Below are 20380 nucleotides of genomic sequence, written 5' to 3'. Positions count from 1 at the left end.
ACCAGCACCGTCGAGGGCCCCACCATCTACGGCTCCCTGGCCGCGCCGGTCGCCGCGACGGCGTCGGTGGCGGGGGCGGTGGCCGGGGTGGTGGCCGGGGGGGTGGGGCTGTGCGGGGGCAGTGTGGGCGCAGTCATGGCGCTTCCGATCCTGCCACGTGGGGATGGACGGCCGCGTGATCCCGCGCGGCCCGGTGTCGTCACCGACCGTCACTGTTCGGTTACGGCGACCGCAAAGGAGGCCTTCTGTACGGGCGTTGCTCGAATGATGATCCGGAAAAGTTGTGGTCGGCGCGGCGGGTGGGGCGGGGGAAGGCCACGATCTCTCGTACAGTTTGGGCCGTGGGATCTCTGCGCAATCCGGTCGGGCCGCTTCCCTCCTCCATCTACTGGCGACGGAGGGTCGTACTGCTGTCCGTGGTCGCCCTGTTGGCCCTGCTGGTCGTCTGGATCGTCACCTCGGGCGGCGGCGGGGGCCACAAGAACAGCGGCAGCGCGTCCGACGGCAAGCATCCCACGCCCTCCACCATCACCCCGGGACCCTCCGGTTCCGGTCCGGCGATCAGCCAACACCCCGGCGGACGTGACGAGTCCGGCGGCGGGGACTCCGGCGGATCGGGGTCCGCATCGGGCGGCGGCACCGCTTCCGGCGCGCCGGGCGGGGACGGCTCGGGTTCCGGCTCCGGATCCGGTGGAGGCTCGGGCGACGACGCGGACGGCGGTGCCGGTACGGGCGCCGTGCTGCCGGCCGGCAGCACGCTTCCCAACTGCGCGTCCGGGGCGGTCTCGTTGACCCTGCGCAGTGTGCACAACACCTACGCGCCCGGTCAGACGCCGACCTTCGAACTGACGGCGAAGAACTCCTCCGGTACCGACTGCAAGGTCGACCTCGGGCCGAAGTCCGCGGTGCTCACGATCAGCAAGGCCGACAGCAGCACCGACTACTGGTCCTCGGACGACTGTCCGAAGACGGCCGGAAACCTGCTGTACCGGGTGCCGGCGGGCAGCGCCGTCACCTACACCCTGCGCTGGGACCGCAAGCCGAGCGCCCCGCAGTGCGCGACGCCTCCGGCGGGCTCGGCCGGGGCGGGGACGTACCTGGTGGAGGCGAAGGTGCCGGGCTACGGCAAGCTTCAGACGTCGTTCGTGCTGTCGGCGGACTAGCGCCGGCCGGCCGGCGGAAACTCACCGCCGTACCGCGTGCTGCCTGCTGGACGCAGCCGCGTACGGCGTACCTGTGTCCTCACCAGTACCCACGTCCTCAGACGTACCGCTCCAGGATCGACGACTCCGCCAGCCGCGACAGGCCCTCGCGGACGCTGCGGGCCCGGGCCTCGCCGACGCCGTCCACCGTCTGGAGGTCGTCGACGCTGGCCGCGAGGAGCTTCTGGAGGCCGCCGAAGTGTTCGACCAGGCGGTCGATGATGGCGCCGGGCAGCCGGGGGACCTTGGCCAGCAGGCGGAAGCCGCGGGGGGAGACGGCCGAGTCCAGCGTCTCCGGCGAGCCGGTGTAGCCCAGGGCACGGGCGACGGTGGACATCTCCAGCAGTTCGGCGTGGGAGAGCTTGTCGAGCTCGACCAGCGCCTCCTCGACCGTGCGGGAGCGCTTGGCCGTGGGCTCGGGGACGTAGTCCCGTACGACCAGCTCGCGCTCGGGCTCCACGCCCGCGATCAACTCGTCCAGCTGGAGCGCCAGAAGGCGGCCGTCGGTGCCCAGCTCCACCACGTACTCGGCGATCTCGGTGGCGATCCGGCGCACCATCTCCAGGCGCTGCGCGACCGCCGAGACGTCGCGGACCGTCACCAGGTCCTCGATCTCCAGGGCCGACAGCGTGCCCGCCACCTCGTCCAGGCGGAGCTTGTAGCGCTCCAGGGTGGCCAAGGCCTGGTTGGCGCGGGAGAGGATCGCCGCGGAGTCCTCCAGGACCCGGCGCTGGCCGTCGACGTAGAGGGCGATCAGCCGCATCGACTGCGAGACGGAGACGACGGGGAAGCCGACCTGCTTGCTGACGCGGTCCGCGGTGCGGTGCCGCGTGCCCGTCTCCTCCGTGGGGATCGTGGGGTCCGGGACCAGCTGCACGCCGGCCCGCAGGATCTTGGACAGGTCCGAGGACAGCACGATGCCGCCGTCCAGCTTGCACAGCTCCCGCAGCCGCGTCGCCGTGAACTCGACGTCCAGGACGAAGCCGCCCGTGCACATCGACTCCACGGTCTTGTCCGCGCCGAGCACGATCAGGCCGCCGGTGTTGCCGCGGAGCACCCGCTCCAGACCGTCCCGCAGGGCCGTTCCGGGCGCCACGGCGCTCAGTGAGGCGCGCATCAGGCCATCGGCGCCGGAACTCCCGCCGGACTTTCCGGGAGCTGCCGCCCGGTCGTTGGCTGCCACTGCACTCCTCCGCTTTTGGATGCTCGTTCGCCTCCGGGGCGCCCCCACGGGCTCACTCGTCGCAGGTTCTCCGGGCGCTCCCGTTTCGCACACTCGGTTCGTACGGACGGGCGAGACCAGGGCAAAGTCTACCGGCGGTCCTCCTGCTCCCGTGGGGCCTCCCGGCGACGCGAGCGCGGCAGCACCCGCAGCGCGTCCCCTATGTCGGCCACTTCCAGGACCTTCATGCCGGGCGGGATCTTGCCCGGGTCGCCCGGCACCAGGGCGTGCGTGAAGCCGAGGCGGTGGGCCTCCGCGAGGCGGCGCTGCACGCCCGTGACCCGTCTGACCTCGCCCGCCAGGCCCACCTCGCCGATCGCGACGAGATTCTTCGGCAGCGGTGTGTCGCTCGCCGCGGACGCCAGGGCGAGGGCGACGGCGAGGTCGGCGGCCGGCTCGGACAGCTTCACCCCGCCGACCGTCGCGGAGTAGATGTCCCGCTTGCCCAGCGCGCTGATCCGGCCCCGCTGCTCCAGCACGGCCAGCATCATCGAGACCCGGGAGGTCTCCAGGCCCGACGTGGTACGGCGCGGGGAGGGGATCTGGGAGTCGACGGTGAGCGCCTGGACCTCGGCGACCAGCGGGCGGCGGCCCTCCAGGGTCACCGTCAGGCAGGTGCCCGGCACCGGCTCGTCGCGGCGGGTCAGGAACAGGCCGCTGGGATCGGCCAGGCCCGTGATCCCCTCGTCGTGCAGCTCGAAGCAGCCCACCTCGTCCGTCGCGCCGTAGCGGTTCTTCACCCCTCGGACCAGGCGCAGGCGCGCGTGCCGGTCGCCCTCGAAGTGCAGCACCACGTCCACCAGGTGCTCCAGCAGGCGCGGGCCCGCGATCGCACCGTCCTTGGTGACATGGCCCACGAGCAGGGTGGACATCCCGCGCTCCTTGGAGGCGCGGATCAGTGCCCCCGCCACCTCCCGCACCTGCGCCATGCCACCGGGCGCGCCGTCGATCTCCGGGGAGGCCACGGTCTGCACCGAGTCCAGGACGAGCAGCGAGGGCTTCACCGCGTCCAGATGGCCGAGGACGGCGGCCAGGTCGGTCTCGGCGGCCAGGTACAGATGGTCGTCGATGGCGCCGATGCGGTCGGCACGCAGCCGGACCTGGCTCGCGGACTCCTCACCCGTGACGTAGAGGGTGCGGTGCTCGTCGCTCGCCGCCTTGGCGGCCACGTCCAGCAGCAGCGTGGACTTGCCGACGCCGGGCTCTCCGGCGAGGAGGACGACGGCCCCCGGCACGAGCCCGCCGCCGAGGACACGGTCGAGCTCGGGCACGCCGGTGGAGCGGGCGGTGGCCCGGCGGCCGTCGACCTGGCCGATGGGCACGGCCGAGGTGGTGACGCGGCCAGGCGTCGTCGTTCGGACCGCGGGCGCGCCGTACTCCTCGATCGTGCCCCAGGCCTGGCACTCGGGGCAGCGGCCGAGCCACTTGGCCGTCTGCCAGCCGCATTCGGTGCAGCGGTAGGACGGGCGGTCCTTGGTGGTCTTCGTACGGGCAGCCATGCGGGAAACCGTAGCCGCAGGCACTGACAACCAGCGGCCCCGGCCGCCCCGGACGCGGCGCGGAAGACCGCGGAAGATCCCCGCCCTTCCATGAGGGATCGTTTCACCCGTACGGATTAAAAGTGCGCAACGGGGAAGAACGGACGAACCCTCGCCGCCTACGGTCGCACGGGTGATGAGCAGCAGTCCGGACACCTCGACCCGTACGACCGGTGCGCACCGGACGCACCGCGAGGCGCGCGACCGCGCTGCCGCGCGCACACTGGCGCAGCATCCGCCCGCGCGCTACGAGCCCCATCTCGACGGCCTGTTCACCTACTGCCTGTCCGTGCTGTGCGACCACGACACGGCGACCGCCGCCCTCGGGGACGCGCTGACGTACGCCGAGCGGCGCGGGCAGCGCGTGGTGCCGAGCCCGCAGGACCGGCGGGCGTGGCTGTACGCGCTGGCCCGCTGGGCGTGCCTGCGCAAGCTGGCCGAGGCCAAGCAGAAACGTCAGGCCACGCACGCCGCGGGCCGCCACGCCGACGACGGCCGGGGCCCCGGCTCCCGGCAAGGCCCCGGCTCCCGGCAGAGCCCCGGCACCGGGCAGGGCACGGGTCACCGCCGCGGCGCGGGCGGGCAGCAGCCCGCGGCCGACGGGCGGCAGGGAACGAAGGGGCGGCAGGGCACGGGCCGACCGCCCGGCCCGGCCGCACCGGCCACCGCGCCCCCTCCCGAGGACGTCCAGGAGCGGCGGCGGCGCGAACTGGCACTGCTGGCCTGGCCGGAGGCCGCCGGTACCAGCCCCGAGCAGCGCGAGGCCCTCGAACTCGCCGTACGCCACCGCCTCGCCGGCCACGAGGTCGCCGCGGTCCTCGGCATGGACCTCGCCGCCGCCCGCGACCTGCTCGCCTCCGCGGCCTGCGAGGTGGAGCGCACCCGCGCGGCGCTGGCCGTCGTCGAGACCGGCGGCTGCCCGGCTGTGAGCGCGCTCACCGGGGGCAGCCCGCTCGTGCTCAGCGCGGCACTGCGGCGTGAGCTCGTCCGGCACGTCGACGACTGTCCGCGCTGCCGTCGTACCGCCGAGCGCGCGATCCCCGGCCGGTGGCCCGGCGCCGGCGTCACCCCCGCCGAGCTGCCCGTCCTCCAGGCCCCCCGCACGGACCTGCACGTCGCCATGGCGCACCACCCGCGCGCGCGGGGCGCCGCTCCCCGCTTCGACCGGCGCGGCTTCCCGATGGACCCCAAGGACCGCGCGGCCCGCAGGGACCGTCTGCGCGCGCGTGCCGTCACGACGACGGTGGTCGCCACGGTCGTCGCCGCGCCCGTACTGGCCCTGTGGGCCGCCTACCGGGGCACCCCGACCGGGGAGGGCCAGGGCGGCCCGTCGGCCACCGCGCGCGAGGCCCACGACCACGGCGCCCTGGCCGGCGAGGAGACCGGCGACGGCTACGAGAACGCGGGCAACGCCCGACCCGGACCCGACGCCGGTTTCGGCGGGGGCGCGAGGCCGGACGTCTCCGTGGAGGTCGTCAGCGTCCGGGGCGGCGGCGCCGGGCCCAAGGCCGGCCACCTGACCGTGACCGCCACCGGCGCCGGCGACACCACACTGGTCACCCTGACCGCCTCCGGTCCGGCGCCGGTCCGCTGGTCGGCGTCCACCGGCGTGCCCTGGCTCTACCTGAGCCGCGCCTCGGGAACCCTGAAGCCCGGCGAGTCGTTGACGATCAAGGTGTACGTCGACCATCTGCGCGAGCCGTCCGGCCACTGGAGCGCGCGGGTGGCGATCGCACCCGCCGGAGCCGTGGTCTCCATCGACGGCTACGGCACGGCACCCGGCCCCTCCGCCCCGGCCACCACGCACCCGGCCGACACGTCTCCGACCACCGCCCCGCACCCGACGCCCACGCGGACGGCCCCCACGAGCCCCTCCAGCCCGACCCCGAGCGACCCCCCGCCCACATCGCCCGGCCCGACCGACGGCCCGACCCCGACCCCGACGCCCACCGGATCGTCACCGTCCGGACCCGGCGGCCCCACCCCGCCTCAGGACAGCGGCGACGGCGCGCCGAGCCCGCCGGACAGGCCTTAGCCGAGCCGGTCGGACGGGCCTTGGCCGGAAGCCAGGTGCACGGCCGCGGGATCAAGCGGGACCGAACCGGACCAGGCGGGACCGGTCCGGACCGGACCATGCGGGCTCAAGCGGACCCGGACCGGACCGGGCTCAAGCGGGACCGGACCGGACCAGGCGGGATCAGGCGGGATCCGCCGGATGGGGTGCCGACAGCGGCCGCCGCGAGGCCAGCCGTTCCTCGCAGAACTCGACCAGGCGGTCGTAGCCGGCCTTGCCCATCAGCTCGGTCAGCTCCGCCCGGTAGGAGACGTACACGGGCTCGCCCGCGCCGTGCGCCGACGTCGCCGAGGTGCACCACCAGTGCAGGTCGTGGCCGCCCGGACCCCAGCCCCGGCGGTCGTACTCACCGATCGACACCTGGAGCACCCGCGTGTCGTCGGGGCGGTCGATCCACTCGAAGGTCCGCCGGATCGGCAGCTGCCAGCACACGTCCGGCTTGGTCTCCAGCGGCTCGCGGCCCTCCCGGAGCGCCAGGATGTGCAGCGAGCAGCCCATGCCGCCGGGGAAACCGTGCCGGTTCTGGAAGATGCACGACCCCTGGAAGGGGCGGGTCTGCCGGGAACCCTCCTCGTCCTCGGTCACCCAGCCGTTCTTCGTGCCCTCGGCGTGGTTCTGCCAGATGTCCGGTGTGAGCCTGGCCACATGCTCGGCGACGCGCCGCTCGTCGTCCTCGTCGGAGAAGTGCGCGCCCAGCGTGCAGCACCCGTCGTCCGCGCGGCCCTCCTGGATGCCCTGGCAGCCGCTGCCGAAGATGCAGTTCCAGCGAGAGGTCAGCCAGGTCAGATCGCAGCGGAAGACCTGCTCGTCGTCCGCCGGGTCCGGGAACTCCACCCACGCCCGTGCGAAGTCCAGCCCCTTCTCGTCGGGCTCCGAGTGCTCCTTCCGCTTCGGCTCCGGCAGCACGGCTTTCGCCGCCCTCCCCGAGCCCGCGGAAGCCGCCGATTTATCGGTCTTCGCCTTTTTCGTCTTTGGCACGCGTCCAGAGTAAGTCGCCCGGCACCCGCGCCGGGACCGCCGCGGACCGGACACCTGCGGCGGACCCGGACCGGGCATCCGCGGCGGAACCGGACCGGCCAGCCGCGGCGAACCGGACCGGGCAACCGGGGTGGAGCGCGGCGCAGGGGGCAGTAGCGTTCCGTACATGAGACTCGGTGTCCTCGATGTGGGTTCCAACACGGTGCATCTGCTGGTGGTCGACGCGCACCCCGGCGCGCGCCCGCTGCCCGCGCACTCGCACAAGGTGGAGCTGCGGCTCGCCCAACTCCTCGACGAGGAGGGTGCGATCGGCCCCGAAGGCGTCGAGAGACTGACCGCCGTGGTCCGGGACGCGCTCCAGGCCGCCGAGGACAAGGGCGTGGAGGACCTGCTGCCGTTCGCGACCTCCGCCGTGCGGGAGGCCGGGAACGCCGACGACGTCCTCGCCCGTGTGCGGGCCGAGACCGGCGTCGAGCTCCAGGTGCTCAGCGGCGAGGAGGAGGCACGCCTCACCTTCCTCGCCGCCCGCCGCTGGTTCGGCTGGTCCGCCGGGAAGCTGCTGGTCCTGGACATCGGCGGCGGCTCGCTGGAGATCGCGTACGGCATCGACGAGGACCCCGACGCGGCCGTGTCGCTGCCGCTCGGCGCGGGCCGCCTCACCGCCGGCTGGCTGCACGGCGACCCGCCCGACCCCGAGGACGTCAGGGCGCTGCGCCGCCATGTGCGCGCGGAGATCGCGCGGACGGTCGGCGAGTTCAGCCGCTTCGGCGCCCCGGACCACGTGGTCGCCACCTCCAAGACGTTCCGCCAGCTCGCCCGCATCGCCGGGGCGGCCCGCTCCGCCGAGGGCCTCTACGTCCAGCGCGAGCTGAAGCGGGAGTCCCTGGAGGCGTGGGTGCCGCGCCTGGCCGCCATGACGACCGACGAGCGCGCCGAGCTGCCCGGAGTCTCCGACGGCCGCGCGGGCCAGCTGCTGGCCGGCGCCCTGGTCGCCGAGGGCGCGATGGACCTCTTCGGTGTGGAACGCCTGGAGATCTGCCCCTGGGCGCTGCGGGAGGGAGTGATCCTCCGGCGCCTGGATCACATGGGCTCGGCGTAGAGACCGGGGCAGCCGGCACGGCGACCGGAGCCGGCTGGGCGACCGGAGTCGGCAGGGCGACCGGAGTCGGCACGGCGACCGGAGTCGGCACGGCGACCGGAGTCGGCGTGGAGACGTGGGTCGGCATGGATACGGAGGCCGGCATGGAGACGGGGGCCGGCATCGAGACATACACCTCACCCGCGAGCGGGCACCCCGCGTCACCCAAGCGCACCCCGTAACCTGTCCCTCGTGGTGGAACCCGTCGTGCGCATCCCGGATGCGAAGGTCGCCCTGTCGACGGCCTCCGTGTATCCGGAGTCGACGGCGACGGCCTTCGAGATCGCCGCGCGCCTCGGCTACGACGGTGTCGAGGTCATGGTGTGGACCGACCCGGTCAGCCAGGACATCGACGCGCTGCGCAGGCTCAGCGACTACCACGGGATACCGATCCTCGCCGTGCACGCCCCCTGTCTGCTGATCACCCAGCGGGTGTGGTCCACCGACCCCTGGGTCAAGCTCCAGCGCGCCCGGGCGGCCGCGGAGAAGCTGGGCGCGAGCACCGTCGTCGTCCACCCGCCGTTCCGCTGGCAGCGCCAGTACGCCCGTGACTTCGTGAACGGGATCTGGCGGATGGCGAACGAGACGGATGTGCGGTTCGCCGTGGAGAACATGTACCCGTGGCGCTACCGGGACCGCGAGATGCTCGCCTACGCCCCCGACTGGGACGTCACGAAGGACGACTACCGCCACTTCACGATCGACCTCAGCCACGCGGCCACGGCCCGCACCGACGCGCTGCGGATGGTCGAGCGCATGGGCGACCGCCTCGGCCACGTCCACCTCGCCGACGGCAAGGGCTCGGCGAAGGACGAGCACCTCGTGCCCGGCCGCGGCAGCCAGCCCTGCGCCGAGCTGCTGGAACGTCTCGCCACCTCCGGTTTCGACGGCCATGTCGTCATCGAGGTCAACACCCGCCGTGCCATGTCCAGCGCGGAGCGCGAGGCCGACCTCGCCGAGGCCCTGGCCTTCACCCGGCTGCACCTGGCCTCGACGGTGCGGGTGCCCAGGCGATGACCGACACGACCAGCCGGGATTCCGGCACGGCCGGCCCCGGATCCGGCACGCCCGGCCGGAGCGGCCGGGGCCGTGGGCGCCCCCGACGGGAGGAGGCGGGGGACACCCGGGACCGCATCCTGACCGCGGCCCGCGAGGAGTTCTCCGAGCGCGGCTACGAGAAGACGTCCGTGCGCGGCATCGCCAAGGCGGCCGGAGTCGACTCGGCCCTCGTCCACCACTACTTCGGCACCAAGGAGCAGGTGTTCGAAGCGGCGATCGAGGTGGCCTTCGCGCCCGCCCTGAGCGCGTCGTACGTGATCGCCGACGCCCCGCTGGAGGGGGTCGGCGAACGCCTGACCCGCTTCTTCTTCGGCATCTGGGAGAACCCCACCACCCGCACACCCCTGCTGGCGATCGTCCGTTCCGCGATGAACAACGACACCGCCGCCGCGGTCTTCCGCCGCCTGGTCGCCTCCCAGCTGCTGCGCCGCATCGCCGGGCGGCTCGAACAGCCGGACGCGGAGCTGAGCGCCGAACTGGCGGCCGCGCAGCTGGTGGGGTGCGCGATGCTGCGGTACGTGATCAGGCTGGAGCCGCTGGCGTCGGCGGACGTGGAGCAGATCATCACCCGCGTGGCACCGGTCGTGCAGAGGCACTTCACGGGCCCCTGACCCGGCGGCCCGTGGCGCGTCCGACCGGCGGCCTGTGGCGCGTCCGACCGGCGGCCCGTGGTCGTCCGACCGGCCCCCCGAGACACGCGTCCCGCATTCCGGACAGCGCGTCCCGCCCCGTGGATGACCGGCGTACGCTCGACTGCGTCAGAACTCTGCCACGATGCCATGCCACACCACGGCCTGCCGGCCTCCCGGCAGGACCCTGAGGCAGAACTCTCCGAAGGAGCGAGCGACGATGCCCGAGCTGAGGTCCCGCACAGTCACCCACGGCCGCAACATGGCGGGCGCCCGCGCCCTTATGCGCGCCTCCGGTGTACCCGGTGCGGACATCGGCCGGAAGCCGATCATCGCCATCGCCAACAGCTTCACCGAGTTCGTGCCCGGCCACACCCACCTGGCGCCGGTCGGCCGGATCGTCAGCGAGGCGGTCAAGGAGGCGGGCGGCATCCCGCGCGAGTTCAACACCATCGCGGTCGACGACGGCATCGCGATGGGCCACGGCGGCATGCTGTACTCGCTGCCCTCCCGCGACCTGATCGCCGACAGCGTCGAGTACATGGTCGAGGCCCACTGCGCCGACGCCCTGGTCTGCATCTCCAACTGCGACAAGATCACCCCGGGCATGCTGATGGCCGCCCTGCGCCTGAACATCCCGACGGTCTTCGTCTCCGGCGGCCCCATGGAGGCCGGCCGCGCCACCCTGGTCGACGGCACCGTCCGCACCCTCGACCTGGTCGACGCGATGTCCGAAGCCGTCAACGACAAGATCTCCGACGAGGACATCCTCCGTATCGAGGAGAACGCCTGCCCGACCTGCGGCAGCTGTTCCGGCATGTTCACCGCCAACTCGATGAACTGCCTGACCGAGGCGATCGGCCTCTCCCTGCCCGGCAACGGCTCGGTCCTCGCCACCCACACCGCCCGCAGGGCGCTCTACGAGAACGCGGCCCGCACGGTGATGGACCTCACCCGCCGCTACTACGAGCAGGACGACGACACCGTCCTGCCGCGCTCCGTCGCCACCTTCCAGGCCTTCGAGAACGCGATGGCCCTGGACATCGCGATGGGCGGCTCCACGAACACGATCCTGCACCTGCTGGCGGCGGCCCAGGAAGCGGGCGTCCCCTTCGGCCTGGAGCAGATCGACGCGGTCTCCCGCCGGGTTCCGTGCCTGGCGAAGGTGGCGCCCAACGTCGCCAAGAACCGCACGTACTACATGGAGGACGTGCACCGGGCCGGCGGCATCCCCGCCCTGCTCGGCGAACTGCACCGCGCGGGCCTGCTCAACGAGGACGTGCACGCGGTGCACAGCCCCTCCCTGGCGGACTGGCTGAAGACCTGGGACGTCCGCGGCGGCTCCCCGTCCCCCGAGGCGGTGGAGCTGTGGCACGCGGCGCCCGGGTGCGAGAGGTCCTCCGAGGCCTTCTCGCAGTCGGAGCGCTGGGAGGCCCTGGACGAGGACGCCGAGAACGGCTGCATCCGTAGCGTCGAGCACGCGTACTCGAAGGACGGCGGCCTGGCCGTCCTCAGGGGCAACCTGGCCGTCGACGGCTGTGTGGTGAAGACGGCGGGCGTCGACGAGTCGATCTGGACCTTCGAGGGCCCGGCGGTCGTCTGCGAGTCGCAGGAGGAGGCCGTCCAGAAGATCCTCACCCAGCAGGTCAAGGAGGGCGACGTCGTCGTCATCCGCTACGAGGGCCCCAAGGGGGGCCCCGGCATGCAGGAGATGCTCTACCCGACCTCGTACCTGAAGGGCCGCGGCCTGGGCAAGGCCTGCGCCCTGGTCACCGACGGCCGCTTCTCCGGCGGCACCTCGGGCCTGTCCATCGGCCACGCCTCCCCCGAGGCGGCCTCCGGCGGCACGATCGCACTCGTCGAGGACGGCGACCGCATCCGCATCGACATCCCCGGCCGCACCATCGAACTCCTGGTGGACGAGCAGGAACTCGCCCGCCGCGAGCAGGCCCTGAACGGCACCTACGCCCCCCGGAACCGCGACCGCAAGATCTCCGCCGCCCTGCGCGCCTACGCCGCGATGGCGACCAGCGCGGACAAGGGCGCGGTCCGGGACGTGACCAAGCTCGGCTGACCACCGCCGACCCGACGGCAAGGGCCGCTCCCTCGCGGGGGCGGCCCTTGCCGCATGTCACCAGCTCGCCGGATCCCGCCCGTCCACGGCGAAGACGGTGCCGTCGGGCGCGCCGGCGTAGACGTGACCGGCGGCGAGGACGGGTGGTGCCAGGTCGCCCGCGACCTTGTCCGCGTGGGCGCCGAGCCGTGGCGGTGTCTGCCCGACGAGCCGGCCCGTCCGCGCGTCCACGGCGAGCAGCCGCCCGTCGGCGGCGACGACGTAGACGTGCCGCCCGTCGGAGACCGGTGCCGAGCCGCGGCTCACCGCCGTCTCCAGGTGCCACAGCCGCTTTCCCGCGTCCATGTCCACCGCCTCCAACGCCCCGCCGGACGCCATGAGGTTCACGACGCCGTCCCGTACCCCGGCCTGCGGACTCTGGAGCCGGACGGGCAGTGCGACCCGGCGCGTCTCGCGGGACGCGGTCGTGTACCGGACGACCGCTTTCGCGTCTCCGGTGACCCTGTCGAGGTCGAGCAGGAAAATCGATCCTCCCTGGGCGCCGACCGGCGTCAGATACCCCGGCAGCCGCGCCTCCCAGCGCACGGCGCCCGTAGCGGGGTCCACGGCGGTGATCCGCGTGCGGGTCCCGTCGCCGGACGTGCTCGTCGCATACGCCGACGGGTTCCCGGGAAACGAGGCGAGGGACGGCAGGCCGTAGGTCGCGATCCGCCGGTTCCACCGAGTCGAGCCCGAGGCGCTGTCCACACCGGTGACCGTCCCGTCCGCCCGGGCGAGCAGAAGCATGCCGCCCGCGAACGCCCGTCCGCCCTGCGCAGGCATGTCCCGCTCCCCGCGTGTCCTGCCGGACGAAGGGTCGAGCGCGGCCAGACGCCCGCCGTGCGACGTGGCCACGTGCACCAGGCCGCCCGAGAGCACGGGAGTCAGTCTGCCGGTCCCGGTGATGGGGCGCCGCCACAGCACCGCGCCGTCGCCCGGGTCCAGGGCGAACACCACGCCGGACCGCGCGCAGAACAACCTGCCGGTGCCGAACGCGCACTGCGGTACCCCCGGCTGCGCGGACACCGGCTTCGCCTGCCACGCCTCGAACCCGGCGGGCGTGGTCCGAGGCGTGGTGCCGGAGGCGGCGGGACCGTCGCCGCCTAGCAACCGGACGGAGCCGAAGGCGCCCGCCACGACAAGACCGAGTGCCACGGCCATCAGGGCGGTCCGTGTGCGCACGCGCCGCGTCGGACCCCGCTGAGCCGTCCGCCCGGCGACGGGCTCGGGCCCCGGCCGGGGCGGACCGCTCGCCCGCTGGTCCGGCACGAACGCCTGGGTGTCGTACGACGCCGCCACCGTCCGCAGTTCCCGCATCAACTCGTCCGGGGTGGGCCGGTCCTCGGGCTCCTTGGCGAGACAGCGCAGCACGAGCGGCGCCAGGTCCACCGGCACACCGGTCAGGTCCGGCTCGTCGTGCACGACCTGGTAGGCGACGACGTACGGACTGTCGGAGTCGAAGGGCCCCCGCCCGGTCGCCGCGTGCACCAGCACCGACCCCAGCGCGAAGATGTCCGCCGCCGGACCGACCTCCCGGGGCCGGCGGAACTGCTCGGGCGCCATGAACGGTGGCGTCCCGATCAACTTGCCCGTCTCCGTGCGCAGTTCGCTGTCCTTCGGCCGCGAGATGCCGAAGTCGATGACCTTGGGCCCGTCCTCGGCGAGCAGCACGTTGCTCGGCTTGAGGTCCCGGTGGACCACACCCACGCGGTGGATGTCGCGCAGCGCCTCGGCGAGCCCGGCCATCAGTCGCCGCAGCTGGGCCGGTGCCATCGGACCGTGCTGCTTCACCTGCTCGGACAGCGTGGGGCCGGGAATGAACAGGGTGGCCATCCACGGTCGTTCGGCCTCCGGATCGGCGTCCACGACCGGCGCGGTGAAGGCTCCGCTGACCCGGCGGGCCGCCGCCACCTCCTGCCGGAAACGCCCCCTGAACTCGGGGTCCTTGGCGAACTCGGCGTGCACGACCTTCACCGCGAGCTTCAGCCCCGAGGTGCTGCGGGCCAGGTGCACCACACCCATGCCGCCCGAGCCGAGACACGACTCCAGGCGGTAGTGCCCGGCGTATTCCGGAAGTTCCGCTTCCGCGCCCGCTCCGGTGTTGCGCTGTGGCGTCATGGACCACCCCCGTGCTGTTCGTCCGCGCGCGCGACGCACGGAGCCTAGTCGAAGACTCGGACAGGACCGAGGCGGCTTGCTAGCGTTCGCGTGCGAGTCGCGTACACGCGTCCCATGACGCGATCACGATCGCACATCCAAGGAGAACAAGGCAGTCGACGAAGCCCCATGACGGCCATGGGGCTCGCGGGGGAGGGTTCACATGTCTGTCGAGCGTGTCGAAGACGTCAGAGACGACGGCGCGGAGCGGGAGGCCGGGACACAGGCCGCGGCCGCGGCCGTGCGTTACTACTCGGTCGCCCCCGGCGTCCGCCTCAACGTCCGCAGCGGCCCCGGTACCGGCTACGGCATCGTCCGCGTCCTGCCCGAGGGCGCACAGGTGGCCATCTACTGCCAGACCCCGGGAACCACGGTCTCCGGCTACTACGGCACCTCCAGCATCTGGGACAACATCGGCAACGGACAGTTCGTCTCGGACACCTACGTGCACACCGGCAGCGACGGCTACGTGGCCCCCCGCTGCGGCTGAGCCCGCCCCGAGCCCGCGGTCGCGGCGGAGCCATAATCGTCCCGTGAGCGACGAGAACGGCACCCCGGACACCACCGCGGGCTCCACGGGCCCCGCCGGCTCCGGCGGCCCCCGGCCCGAGCCCCTGCGTTTCTTCGGCACCAGCTGGGTGAACCACGACGACGGGTACATGGCGCGCCGCGCGGGCGTCGCCGTCGGCTCGCTGCTGGCCGCCGCGGCCGCCTGCTTCGTGCTCCGCTTCGCCTACGAGGGGCTCCAGATCGCCGGCTCCGGCGCCTTCGTCACGCTGCTGGTCGTCGTCATGTTCGCCGTGTGCAGCGCGCTCGCCTTCCGGCACACCTGGGACGGTTTCACCAAGCGCCCCGACCCCGAGCGCCAGTCCTCCCTGCGCGGCCTGCTCGCCATCGGCTTCATCGGCTCCCTGGTCGCCTACTTCTTCCGCTCCCTCACCGAGGCCCCCGGCGAGGGCTTGCACCGCCGGGAGTACCAGGAGGCCCGCGAGCGCCACGACCGCCGGGCCGGCCGCCGCTCGGGCAACCCGTCGAAGAAGCGCCGCCGCTCCTGAGCGACCCTCCTGCACACGGCGGGCCCGCTCGCGCCCGGCGCCTGGCACACCCGCCGGGGAAAACCGCTGTCCACGGCCGCACCGGCGCCGGATCATGGCCGTATGACCGCATCCCCCTCGCCCCAAGCCTCCCCCTCGCCCCAAGCCTCCCCCTCGCCCCAGGCCTCCCCGTCACCCCGCGTACCGTCGTCGTCTCCGGCAGCGTCCTCGTCCGCGCGCGGCTCCGTGCCCCTCCACTCCGCCCGGGCCCACTCCTTCAACGCCGCCGCCGCCCAGTACGCCGCCAACCGGCCCTCCTACCCGCCCGCGCTTCTCGACGCCGTCGAGGAACTGGCCGGCCGCCCCCTCGCCGGTGCCCGCGTCGCGGACATCGGCGCCGGTACGGGCATCGCGACCGCCCTCCTGCACGAGCGCGGCGCCGAGGTGCTGGCCGTCGAACCCGGCGAGGGCATGGCCGCCCAGTTCCGCCAGGTCCATCCCCGCATCCCGATCGTGCGCGGCAACGGCGACGCCCTCCCCCTCGCCGACGCCTCATCCGACCTCCTCACCTACGCCCAGGCCTGGCACTGGACCGACACCACCCGCTCCGTGCCGGAGGCCCTGCGCGTCCTGCGTCCCGGCGGTGCGCTCGCGCTCTGGTGGAACACCGACGCCCTCGACATCGAGTGGATCGCCGAGGCGGGCCGCCGCGTCGGCCGCTTCTTCGGCATCGACGTCCCCGCCGAGAAACAGCGCGCCGCCCGCACCGACCTGGCCGACCCCAGCGGCCGCCTCCACTTCACCCGCCGCGAGGTGCGCTGGAGCCGCCGCGTCCCCCTCGACACCCACCTCGCCAACATCGCCAGCCACTCGGTCTTCCTGGTCTGCCCCGAGGAACGCAAGACCGCCTTCCTCGCCGCCGAGCGCGACCACCTGCTGAAGGTCTTCCCCGACGGCGTCGTCGAGGAGACCTACGACGTCCTCCTCCTCGTCGCCACGAAGTCCTGACCCTCCATCACCTCCACGCCACCCCTTGACGAGGGTGCCGTGACGCGCGTTAATCATCGCATGATGAATAATGTTGACGACCCCTCCCGGCCACCGGACCCGCACACCCACGCCGACGACGCCGTCCACGCGGAAGGCCTCACCGCCGTCCGCGGCCCCCGCACGGTCCTGCACGGCCTGGACTTCACCGTCCCCCGCGGCCGGATCACCGGCCTGCTCGGCCCCTCCGGCTGCGGCAAGTCGACGCTGATGCGCGCCATCGTCGGCACCCAGGCCAACGTCACCGGCACCCTGGACGTCCTCGGCCTCCCGGCCGGCCACCCCGCCCTGCGCACCCGCATCGGCTACGTCACCCAGCACCCCTCCGTCTACGACGACCTGACCGTCCGCCAGAACCTCGACTACTTCGCCGCCATCCTCGACCCGGGCCACGCCACAGCCGAACGCCGGCACGACAACGTCACCCGAGCCATCGCCGACGTCGATCTCACCAGCCACGCCGACGCCCTCGCCGGCAACCTCTCCGGCGGCCAGCGCAGCCGCGTCTCCCTCGCGGTCGCCCTTCTCGGCACCCCCGAACTGCTCGTCCTCGACGAACCCACGGTCGGTCTCGACCCCGTGCTGCGCCGCGACCTGTGGAACCTCTTCCACGACATCGCCGCCGCCCGCGGCACCACCCTCCTCGTCTCCTCCCACGTCATGGACGAGGCCGAGCGCTGCCACCGCCTCCTGCTCATGCGCGAGGGCCGGATCCTCGCCGAGGACACCCCGCAGGCGCTCCGCACCCGCACCGGCACCGAGACCGTCGAAGCGGCCTTCCTGCACCTCGTGGACGAGGCGGTCGCCGCAGGCCGCGCCGAGGAGACAGCACGATGACCAGCACCACCACCCCCACCCTCACCGCGGTCCCCGTCCCGACCCGCGCCCTCAGCGCCGCCCGCACCACCGCCACCGCGGCCCGCGTCCTGCGCCAGCTCCGCCACGACCCCCGCACCATCGCCCTGATGCTGCTGGTCCCCTGCGTCATGCTGGTCCTGCTGCGCTACGTCTTCGACAGCAGCCCGCGCACCTTCGACAACATCGGCGCCTCGCTGCTCGGCATCTTCCCGCTCATCACGATGTTCCTCGTGACCTCGATCGCCACCCTGCGCGAACGCACCTCAGGCACCCTCGAACGCCTCCTCGCCATGCCGCTGGGCAAGGGCGACCTCATCGCCGGCTACGCCCTCGCCTTCGGCGCCCTCGCGATCGTCCAGTCCGCCCTCGCCACCGGCCTGGCACTGTGGATCCTCGGCCTGAAGGTCACCGGCTCCGCATGGCTCCTCCTCCTGGTGGCCCTCCTCGACGCACTGCTCGGCACGGCCCTCGGCCTCTTCGTCTCCGCCTTCGCGGCCTCCGAGTTCCAGGCGGTCCAGTTCATGCCGGCCGTGATCTTCCCCCAGCTCCTGCTCTGCGGCCTGTTCACCCCGCGCTCCCGCATGCACCCCGTCCTGGAGGCCGTCTCCGACGTCCTGCCCATGTCCTACGCCGTCGACGGCATGAACCAGGTCATGCGCCACACCGACGTCACCGCCACCTTCGTCCGGGACGTACTGGTCGTGGCCGGCTGCGCCCTGCTGGTCCTGGGCCTGGGAGCGGCGACCCTCCGGCGCCGCACGGCATAGCCCCCGCGCGACAGACGGGCGCCGGCCGCCGCCCACCCCGCCGTTCCGCCTGACGGACAACACACCGCCGCGCGCACCGCCGGTGCGAGGATGAGTTCATGAGCCAGAAAGTCGCAGTCCTCGGCACCGGCAAGATCGGCGAAGCCCTGCTCAGCGGAATGATCCGGGCCGGCTGGGCCCCCTCCGACCTCCTGGTCACCGCCCGCCGCCCCGAACGGGCCGAGGAACTCCGTGCCCGCCACGGAGTCACCCCGGTCACCAACCCGGAGGCCGCCAAGACCGCCGACACCCTGATCCTCACGGTCAAGCCGCAGGACATGGGGACCCTCCTCGACGAGCTCGCCCCCCACATCCCCGCCGACCGCCTGGTCATCAGCGGAGCGGCGGGCATCCCCACCTCGTTCTTCGAGGAGCGCCTGGCCGCGGGCACCCCCGTCGTCCGGGTCATGACGAACACACCCGCCCTCGTCGACGAGGCCATGTCCGTCATCTCCGCCGGCACCCACGCCACCGCCGACCACCTCGCCCACGCCGAGGAGATCTTCGGCGCGGTCGGCAAGACGCTCCGCGTCCCCGAGTCGCAGCAGGACGCCTGCACCGCCCTCTCCGGCTCCGGCCCGGCGTACTTCTTCTACCTGGTCGAGGCCATGACCGACGCCGGAATCCTCCTGGGCCTGCCCCGCGACAAGGCCCACGAGCTGATCGTCCAGTCCGCCATCGGCGCCGCCGTGATGCTCCGCGACAGCGGGGAACACCCCGTGAGACTCCGCGAGAACGTCACCTCCCCGGCCGGCACGACGATCAACGCGATCCGCGAACTGGAGAACCACGGAGTACGCGCCGCCCTCATCGCCGCCCTGGAGGCCGCCCGCGACCGCAGCCGCGAGCTGGCCTCCGGCAACAACTGACCCTCCGCCGGTCCGGGCGGCGGCCGCCGCCCGGGCCGGCCCCTTCCGGGCCCCTTCAGGCGGGCAACAGCCCGATCGCCCGGTACGCCGCGTCCACCGTCGGCCGCGCCATCCCCCGGGCCTTCTCCGCGCCCGCCCGCAACACCCCGTCCACATATCCGGGATCCGCGCACAGCTCCCGGTGCCGTTCCTGCACCGGCCTGAGAGCTTCGACCACGGCCTCCGCGGTGTCCTTCTTCAAGGCGCCGTACGACGTGTAGGCACCGCTCAGGGCCTCCGGGTCCCCGCCCTCGCAGGCGGCCAGGATCTCCAGCAGGTTCGCGACCCCGGGCCGCTCCTCCCGGTCGTAGACGACGTCCTGCCCGCTGTCGGTCACGGCCCGCATGACCTTCTTGCGCACCACCTCCGGCTCGTCCAGCAGATAGACGATGCCCGGCCCGGAGTCGTCCGACTTCCCCATCTTCGACGTCGGTTCCTGAAGGTTCATCACCCGCGCCGCCACCTTCGGGGCGGTCGCTCGCGGCACCACGAACGTGTGGCCGTACCGATGGTTGAACCGCACCGCCAGATCCCGCGCCAGCTCCACGTGCTGCGTCTGGTCCTCCCCGACCGGGACCTCGTCGGTGTCGTACGCCAGGATGTCCGCCGCCATCAGCGCCGGATACGTCAGCAGCGACAGCCGTACGCTCCCGCCCCGCCGCTGCTCGCGCGCGGCCTTCTCCTTGTACTGGATCATCCGCCGCATCTCGCCGTCCGTGGCCACGCACTCCAGCAGGTAGGACAGCCGCGCGTGCTCGTCCACATGGCTCTGCACGAACACCGTGCACCGTCTGGGATCCAGCCCGGACGCCAGCAGCAGAGTCGCCGCCTGCCGGCTGAGCCGGCGCACCCGCGCCGGGTCGTGGTCCACGGTCAGTGCGTGCAGATCGACGACGCAGAACAAGGCGTCCGCCTGGTGCTGGTCCACCTCGGCCCACCGGCGCAGGGCGCCCAGGTAGTTCCCGAGCGTCAGGTGCCCGGTCGGCTTGACCCCGCTGAAGACCCGTGTCATCTCCACTCCATCTCCTGGTCGTGGCCGCCGTCCCCGGACGGCCGGCCCCAGGAGCCCTGAGGGAGAAACGAGAACGGCCGCCGAGGCGGCGGCCGTTGTATGCGTACGTGAGAGGCGGCCGCCGTCAGGCGGGCCACCACTGCTGGCTGTACGTACGCGTAGTCATGGCGACCAGGCTACGCCCTCAGCACCCCTCCCGCAGCGAGTTGACACACCCTGGCGAGGTCCGTAGTGTTCTCCGAGTTGTCCGACGTGAGAGCCCGACTCCGGTCGGTCCCCGGACAGCCACTCCGTAGGTACCAACCGCTCTTCGATGACAGTCGTGCAATTCGTCTGCCGTCGTGTCGTCGGTGTGCGCATTTACGGAATGAGGAATCCGCGTTCGAAAGGGCGCAGCCCCCGATTCGCTCGGGAGCGAGGAATCCGCTAAAGTCTCACTCGTCGGAACGGCCCAACGGCCGGGAAGACGAACCCCGCTGACCGGGGATCAGGCCGAAAAGGATCTGATAGAGTCGGGATCGCCGGAAAGGGAAACGCGAGAGCGGGAACCTGGAAAGCACCGAGGAAATCGGGTCGGAAAAGATCTGATAGAGTCGGAAACACCG

Annotated in this window: 17 protein-coding genes; 12 read left to right on the top strand and 5 right to left on the bottom strand. The window is 72.9% G+C overall.

Going from position 1 to position 20380, the window contains the following annotated elements:
• Positions 1-341: 341 nt before the first annotated feature.
• On the top strand, positions 342-1163 hold the full coding sequence (locus ABZ484_RS34725; protein WP_358869949.1) for a hypothetical protein: 822 nt from the start codon (positions 342-344) through the stop codon (positions 1161-1163).
• 97 nt (positions 1164-1260) lie between these two features.
• On the opposite strand, the gene disA is transcribed toward ABZ484_RS34725, so the two are convergent.
• Both disA and radA read right to left on the bottom strand, forming a co-directional pair.
• A complete protein-coding gene (gene disA, locus ABZ484_RS34720; RefSeq protein WP_358869948.1) occupies positions 1261-2385 on the bottom strand; it encodes a DNA integrity scanning diadenylate cyclase DisA in 1125 nt (374 codons plus the stop codon).
• Between the two features lie 128 nt (positions 2386-2513).
• Entirely contained in the window at positions 2514-3923 is a 1410-nt protein-coding gene (gene radA, locus ABZ484_RS34715; RefSeq protein ID WP_358869947.1) for a DNA repair protein RadA, read from the bottom strand.
• A gap of 175 nt (positions 3924-4098) precedes the next feature.
• Here radA and ABZ484_RS34710 point away from each other — a divergent pair, with 175 nt between their 5' ends.
• Complete coding sequence (locus ABZ484_RS34710) at positions 4099-5997, top strand: hypothetical protein (protein ID WP_358869946.1); 1899 nt, start codon at positions 4099-4101, stop codon at positions 5995-5997.
• Between the two features lie 162 nt (positions 5998-6159).
• On the opposite strand, the gene ABZ484_RS34705 is transcribed toward ABZ484_RS34710, so the two are convergent.
• Entirely contained in the window at positions 6160-6942 is a 783-nt protein-coding gene (locus tag ABZ484_RS34705; protein ID WP_358869950.1) for a hypothetical protein, read from the bottom strand.
• A gap of 238 nt (positions 6943-7180) precedes the next feature.
• On the opposite strand from ABZ484_RS34705, the gene ABZ484_RS34700 reads away from it, so the two are divergent.
• The 4 genes from ABZ484_RS34700 (at position 7181) to ilvD (ending at position 11914) form a co-directional block, all read left to right on the top strand.
• Positions 7181-8113 carry a Ppx/GppA phosphatase family protein gene (locus ABZ484_RS34700; RefSeq protein ID WP_358869945.1) on the top strand — a complete coding sequence of 311 codons (933 nt, stop codon included), beginning with the start codon at positions 7181-7183 and terminating at the stop codon, positions 8111-8113.
• A gap of 231 nt (positions 8114-8344) precedes the next feature.
• A complete protein-coding gene (locus tag ABZ484_RS34695; RefSeq protein WP_358869944.1) occupies positions 8345-9169 on the top strand; it encodes a sugar phosphate isomerase/epimerase in 825 nt (274 codons plus the stop codon).
• Positions 9166-9822, top strand: coding sequence for a TetR family transcriptional regulator (locus tag ABZ484_RS34690; protein ID WP_358869943.1), 657 nt, complete (start codon positions 9166-9168; stop codon positions 9820-9822). Before ABZ484_RS34695 ends, ABZ484_RS34690 begins: the two co-directional genes overlap by 4 nt.
• A gap of 238 nt (positions 9823-10060) precedes the next feature.
• Positions 10061-11914: a dihydroxy-acid dehydratase gene (ilvD, locus tag ABZ484_RS34685; RefSeq protein WP_358869942.1), complete on the top strand. Its 1854-nt coding sequence runs from the start codon at positions 10061-10063 to the stop codon at positions 11912-11914.
• A 57-nt stretch (positions 11915-11971) separates the two neighbouring features.
• On the opposite strand, the gene ABZ484_RS34680 is transcribed toward ilvD, so the two are convergent.
• Entirely contained in the window at positions 11972-14071 is a 2100-nt protein-coding gene (locus ABZ484_RS34680; RefSeq protein ID WP_358869941.1) for a serine/threonine-protein kinase, read from the bottom strand.
• A gap of 202 nt (positions 14072-14273) precedes the next feature.
• Here ABZ484_RS34680 and ABZ484_RS34675 point away from each other — a divergent pair, with 202 nt between their 5' ends.
• The 6 genes from ABZ484_RS34675 to proC all read left to right on the top strand — a co-directional run bounded on the left by ABZ484_RS34675 (position 14274) and on the right by proC (position 18724).
• A complete protein-coding gene (locus tag ABZ484_RS34675; RefSeq protein ID WP_358869940.1) occupies positions 14274-14600 on the top strand; it encodes an SH3 domain-containing protein in 327 nt (108 codons plus the stop codon).
• A gap of 43 nt (positions 14601-14643) precedes the next feature.
• A complete protein-coding gene (locus ABZ484_RS34670) occupies positions 14644-15165 on the top strand; it encodes an EamA/RhaT family transporter (RefSeq protein ID WP_358869939.1) in 522 nt (173 codons plus the stop codon).
• Positions 15166-15390: 225 nt separating this feature from the next.
• Positions 15391-16152 (top strand): class I SAM-dependent methyltransferase, encoded by a 762-nt coding sequence (locus tag ABZ484_RS34665; protein ID WP_358869938.1) that lies wholly within the window; start codon positions 15391-15393, stop codon positions 16150-16152.
• A gap of 60 nt (positions 16153-16212) precedes the next feature.
• Positions 16213-17028, top strand: coding sequence for an ABC transporter ATP-binding protein (locus ABZ484_RS34660; RefSeq protein ID WP_358869937.1), 816 nt, complete (start codon positions 16213-16215; stop codon positions 17026-17028).
• Complete coding sequence (locus ABZ484_RS34655) at positions 17025-17816, top strand: ABC transporter permease (protein ID WP_358869936.1); 792 nt, start codon at positions 17025-17027, stop codon at positions 17814-17816. The genes ABZ484_RS34660 and ABZ484_RS34655 overlap by 4 nt, the downstream gene beginning before the upstream one ends.
• 98 nt (positions 17817-17914) lie before the next feature.
• Positions 17915-18724 (top strand): pyrroline-5-carboxylate reductase, encoded by an 810-nt coding sequence (proC, locus tag ABZ484_RS34650; protein ID WP_358869935.1) that lies wholly within the window; start codon positions 17915-17917, stop codon positions 18722-18724.
• A gap of 55 nt (positions 18725-18779) precedes the next feature.
• Here the strand turns inward: proC and trpS are convergent, their stop codons facing one another.
• Complete coding sequence (gene trpS, locus ABZ484_RS34645; RefSeq protein WP_358869934.1) at positions 18780-19775, bottom strand: tryptophan--tRNA ligase; 996 nt, start codon at positions 19773-19775, stop codon at positions 18780-18782.
• Positions 19776-20380: the final 605 nt, after the last annotated feature.

The organism is Streptomyces sp. NPDC006393, from assembly GCF_040628575.1.
Classification (GTDB): domain Bacteria; phylum Actinomycetota; class Actinomycetes; order Streptomycetales; family Streptomycetaceae; genus Streptomyces.
This window is presented reverse-complemented; position numbering and strand designations above follow the sequence as displayed.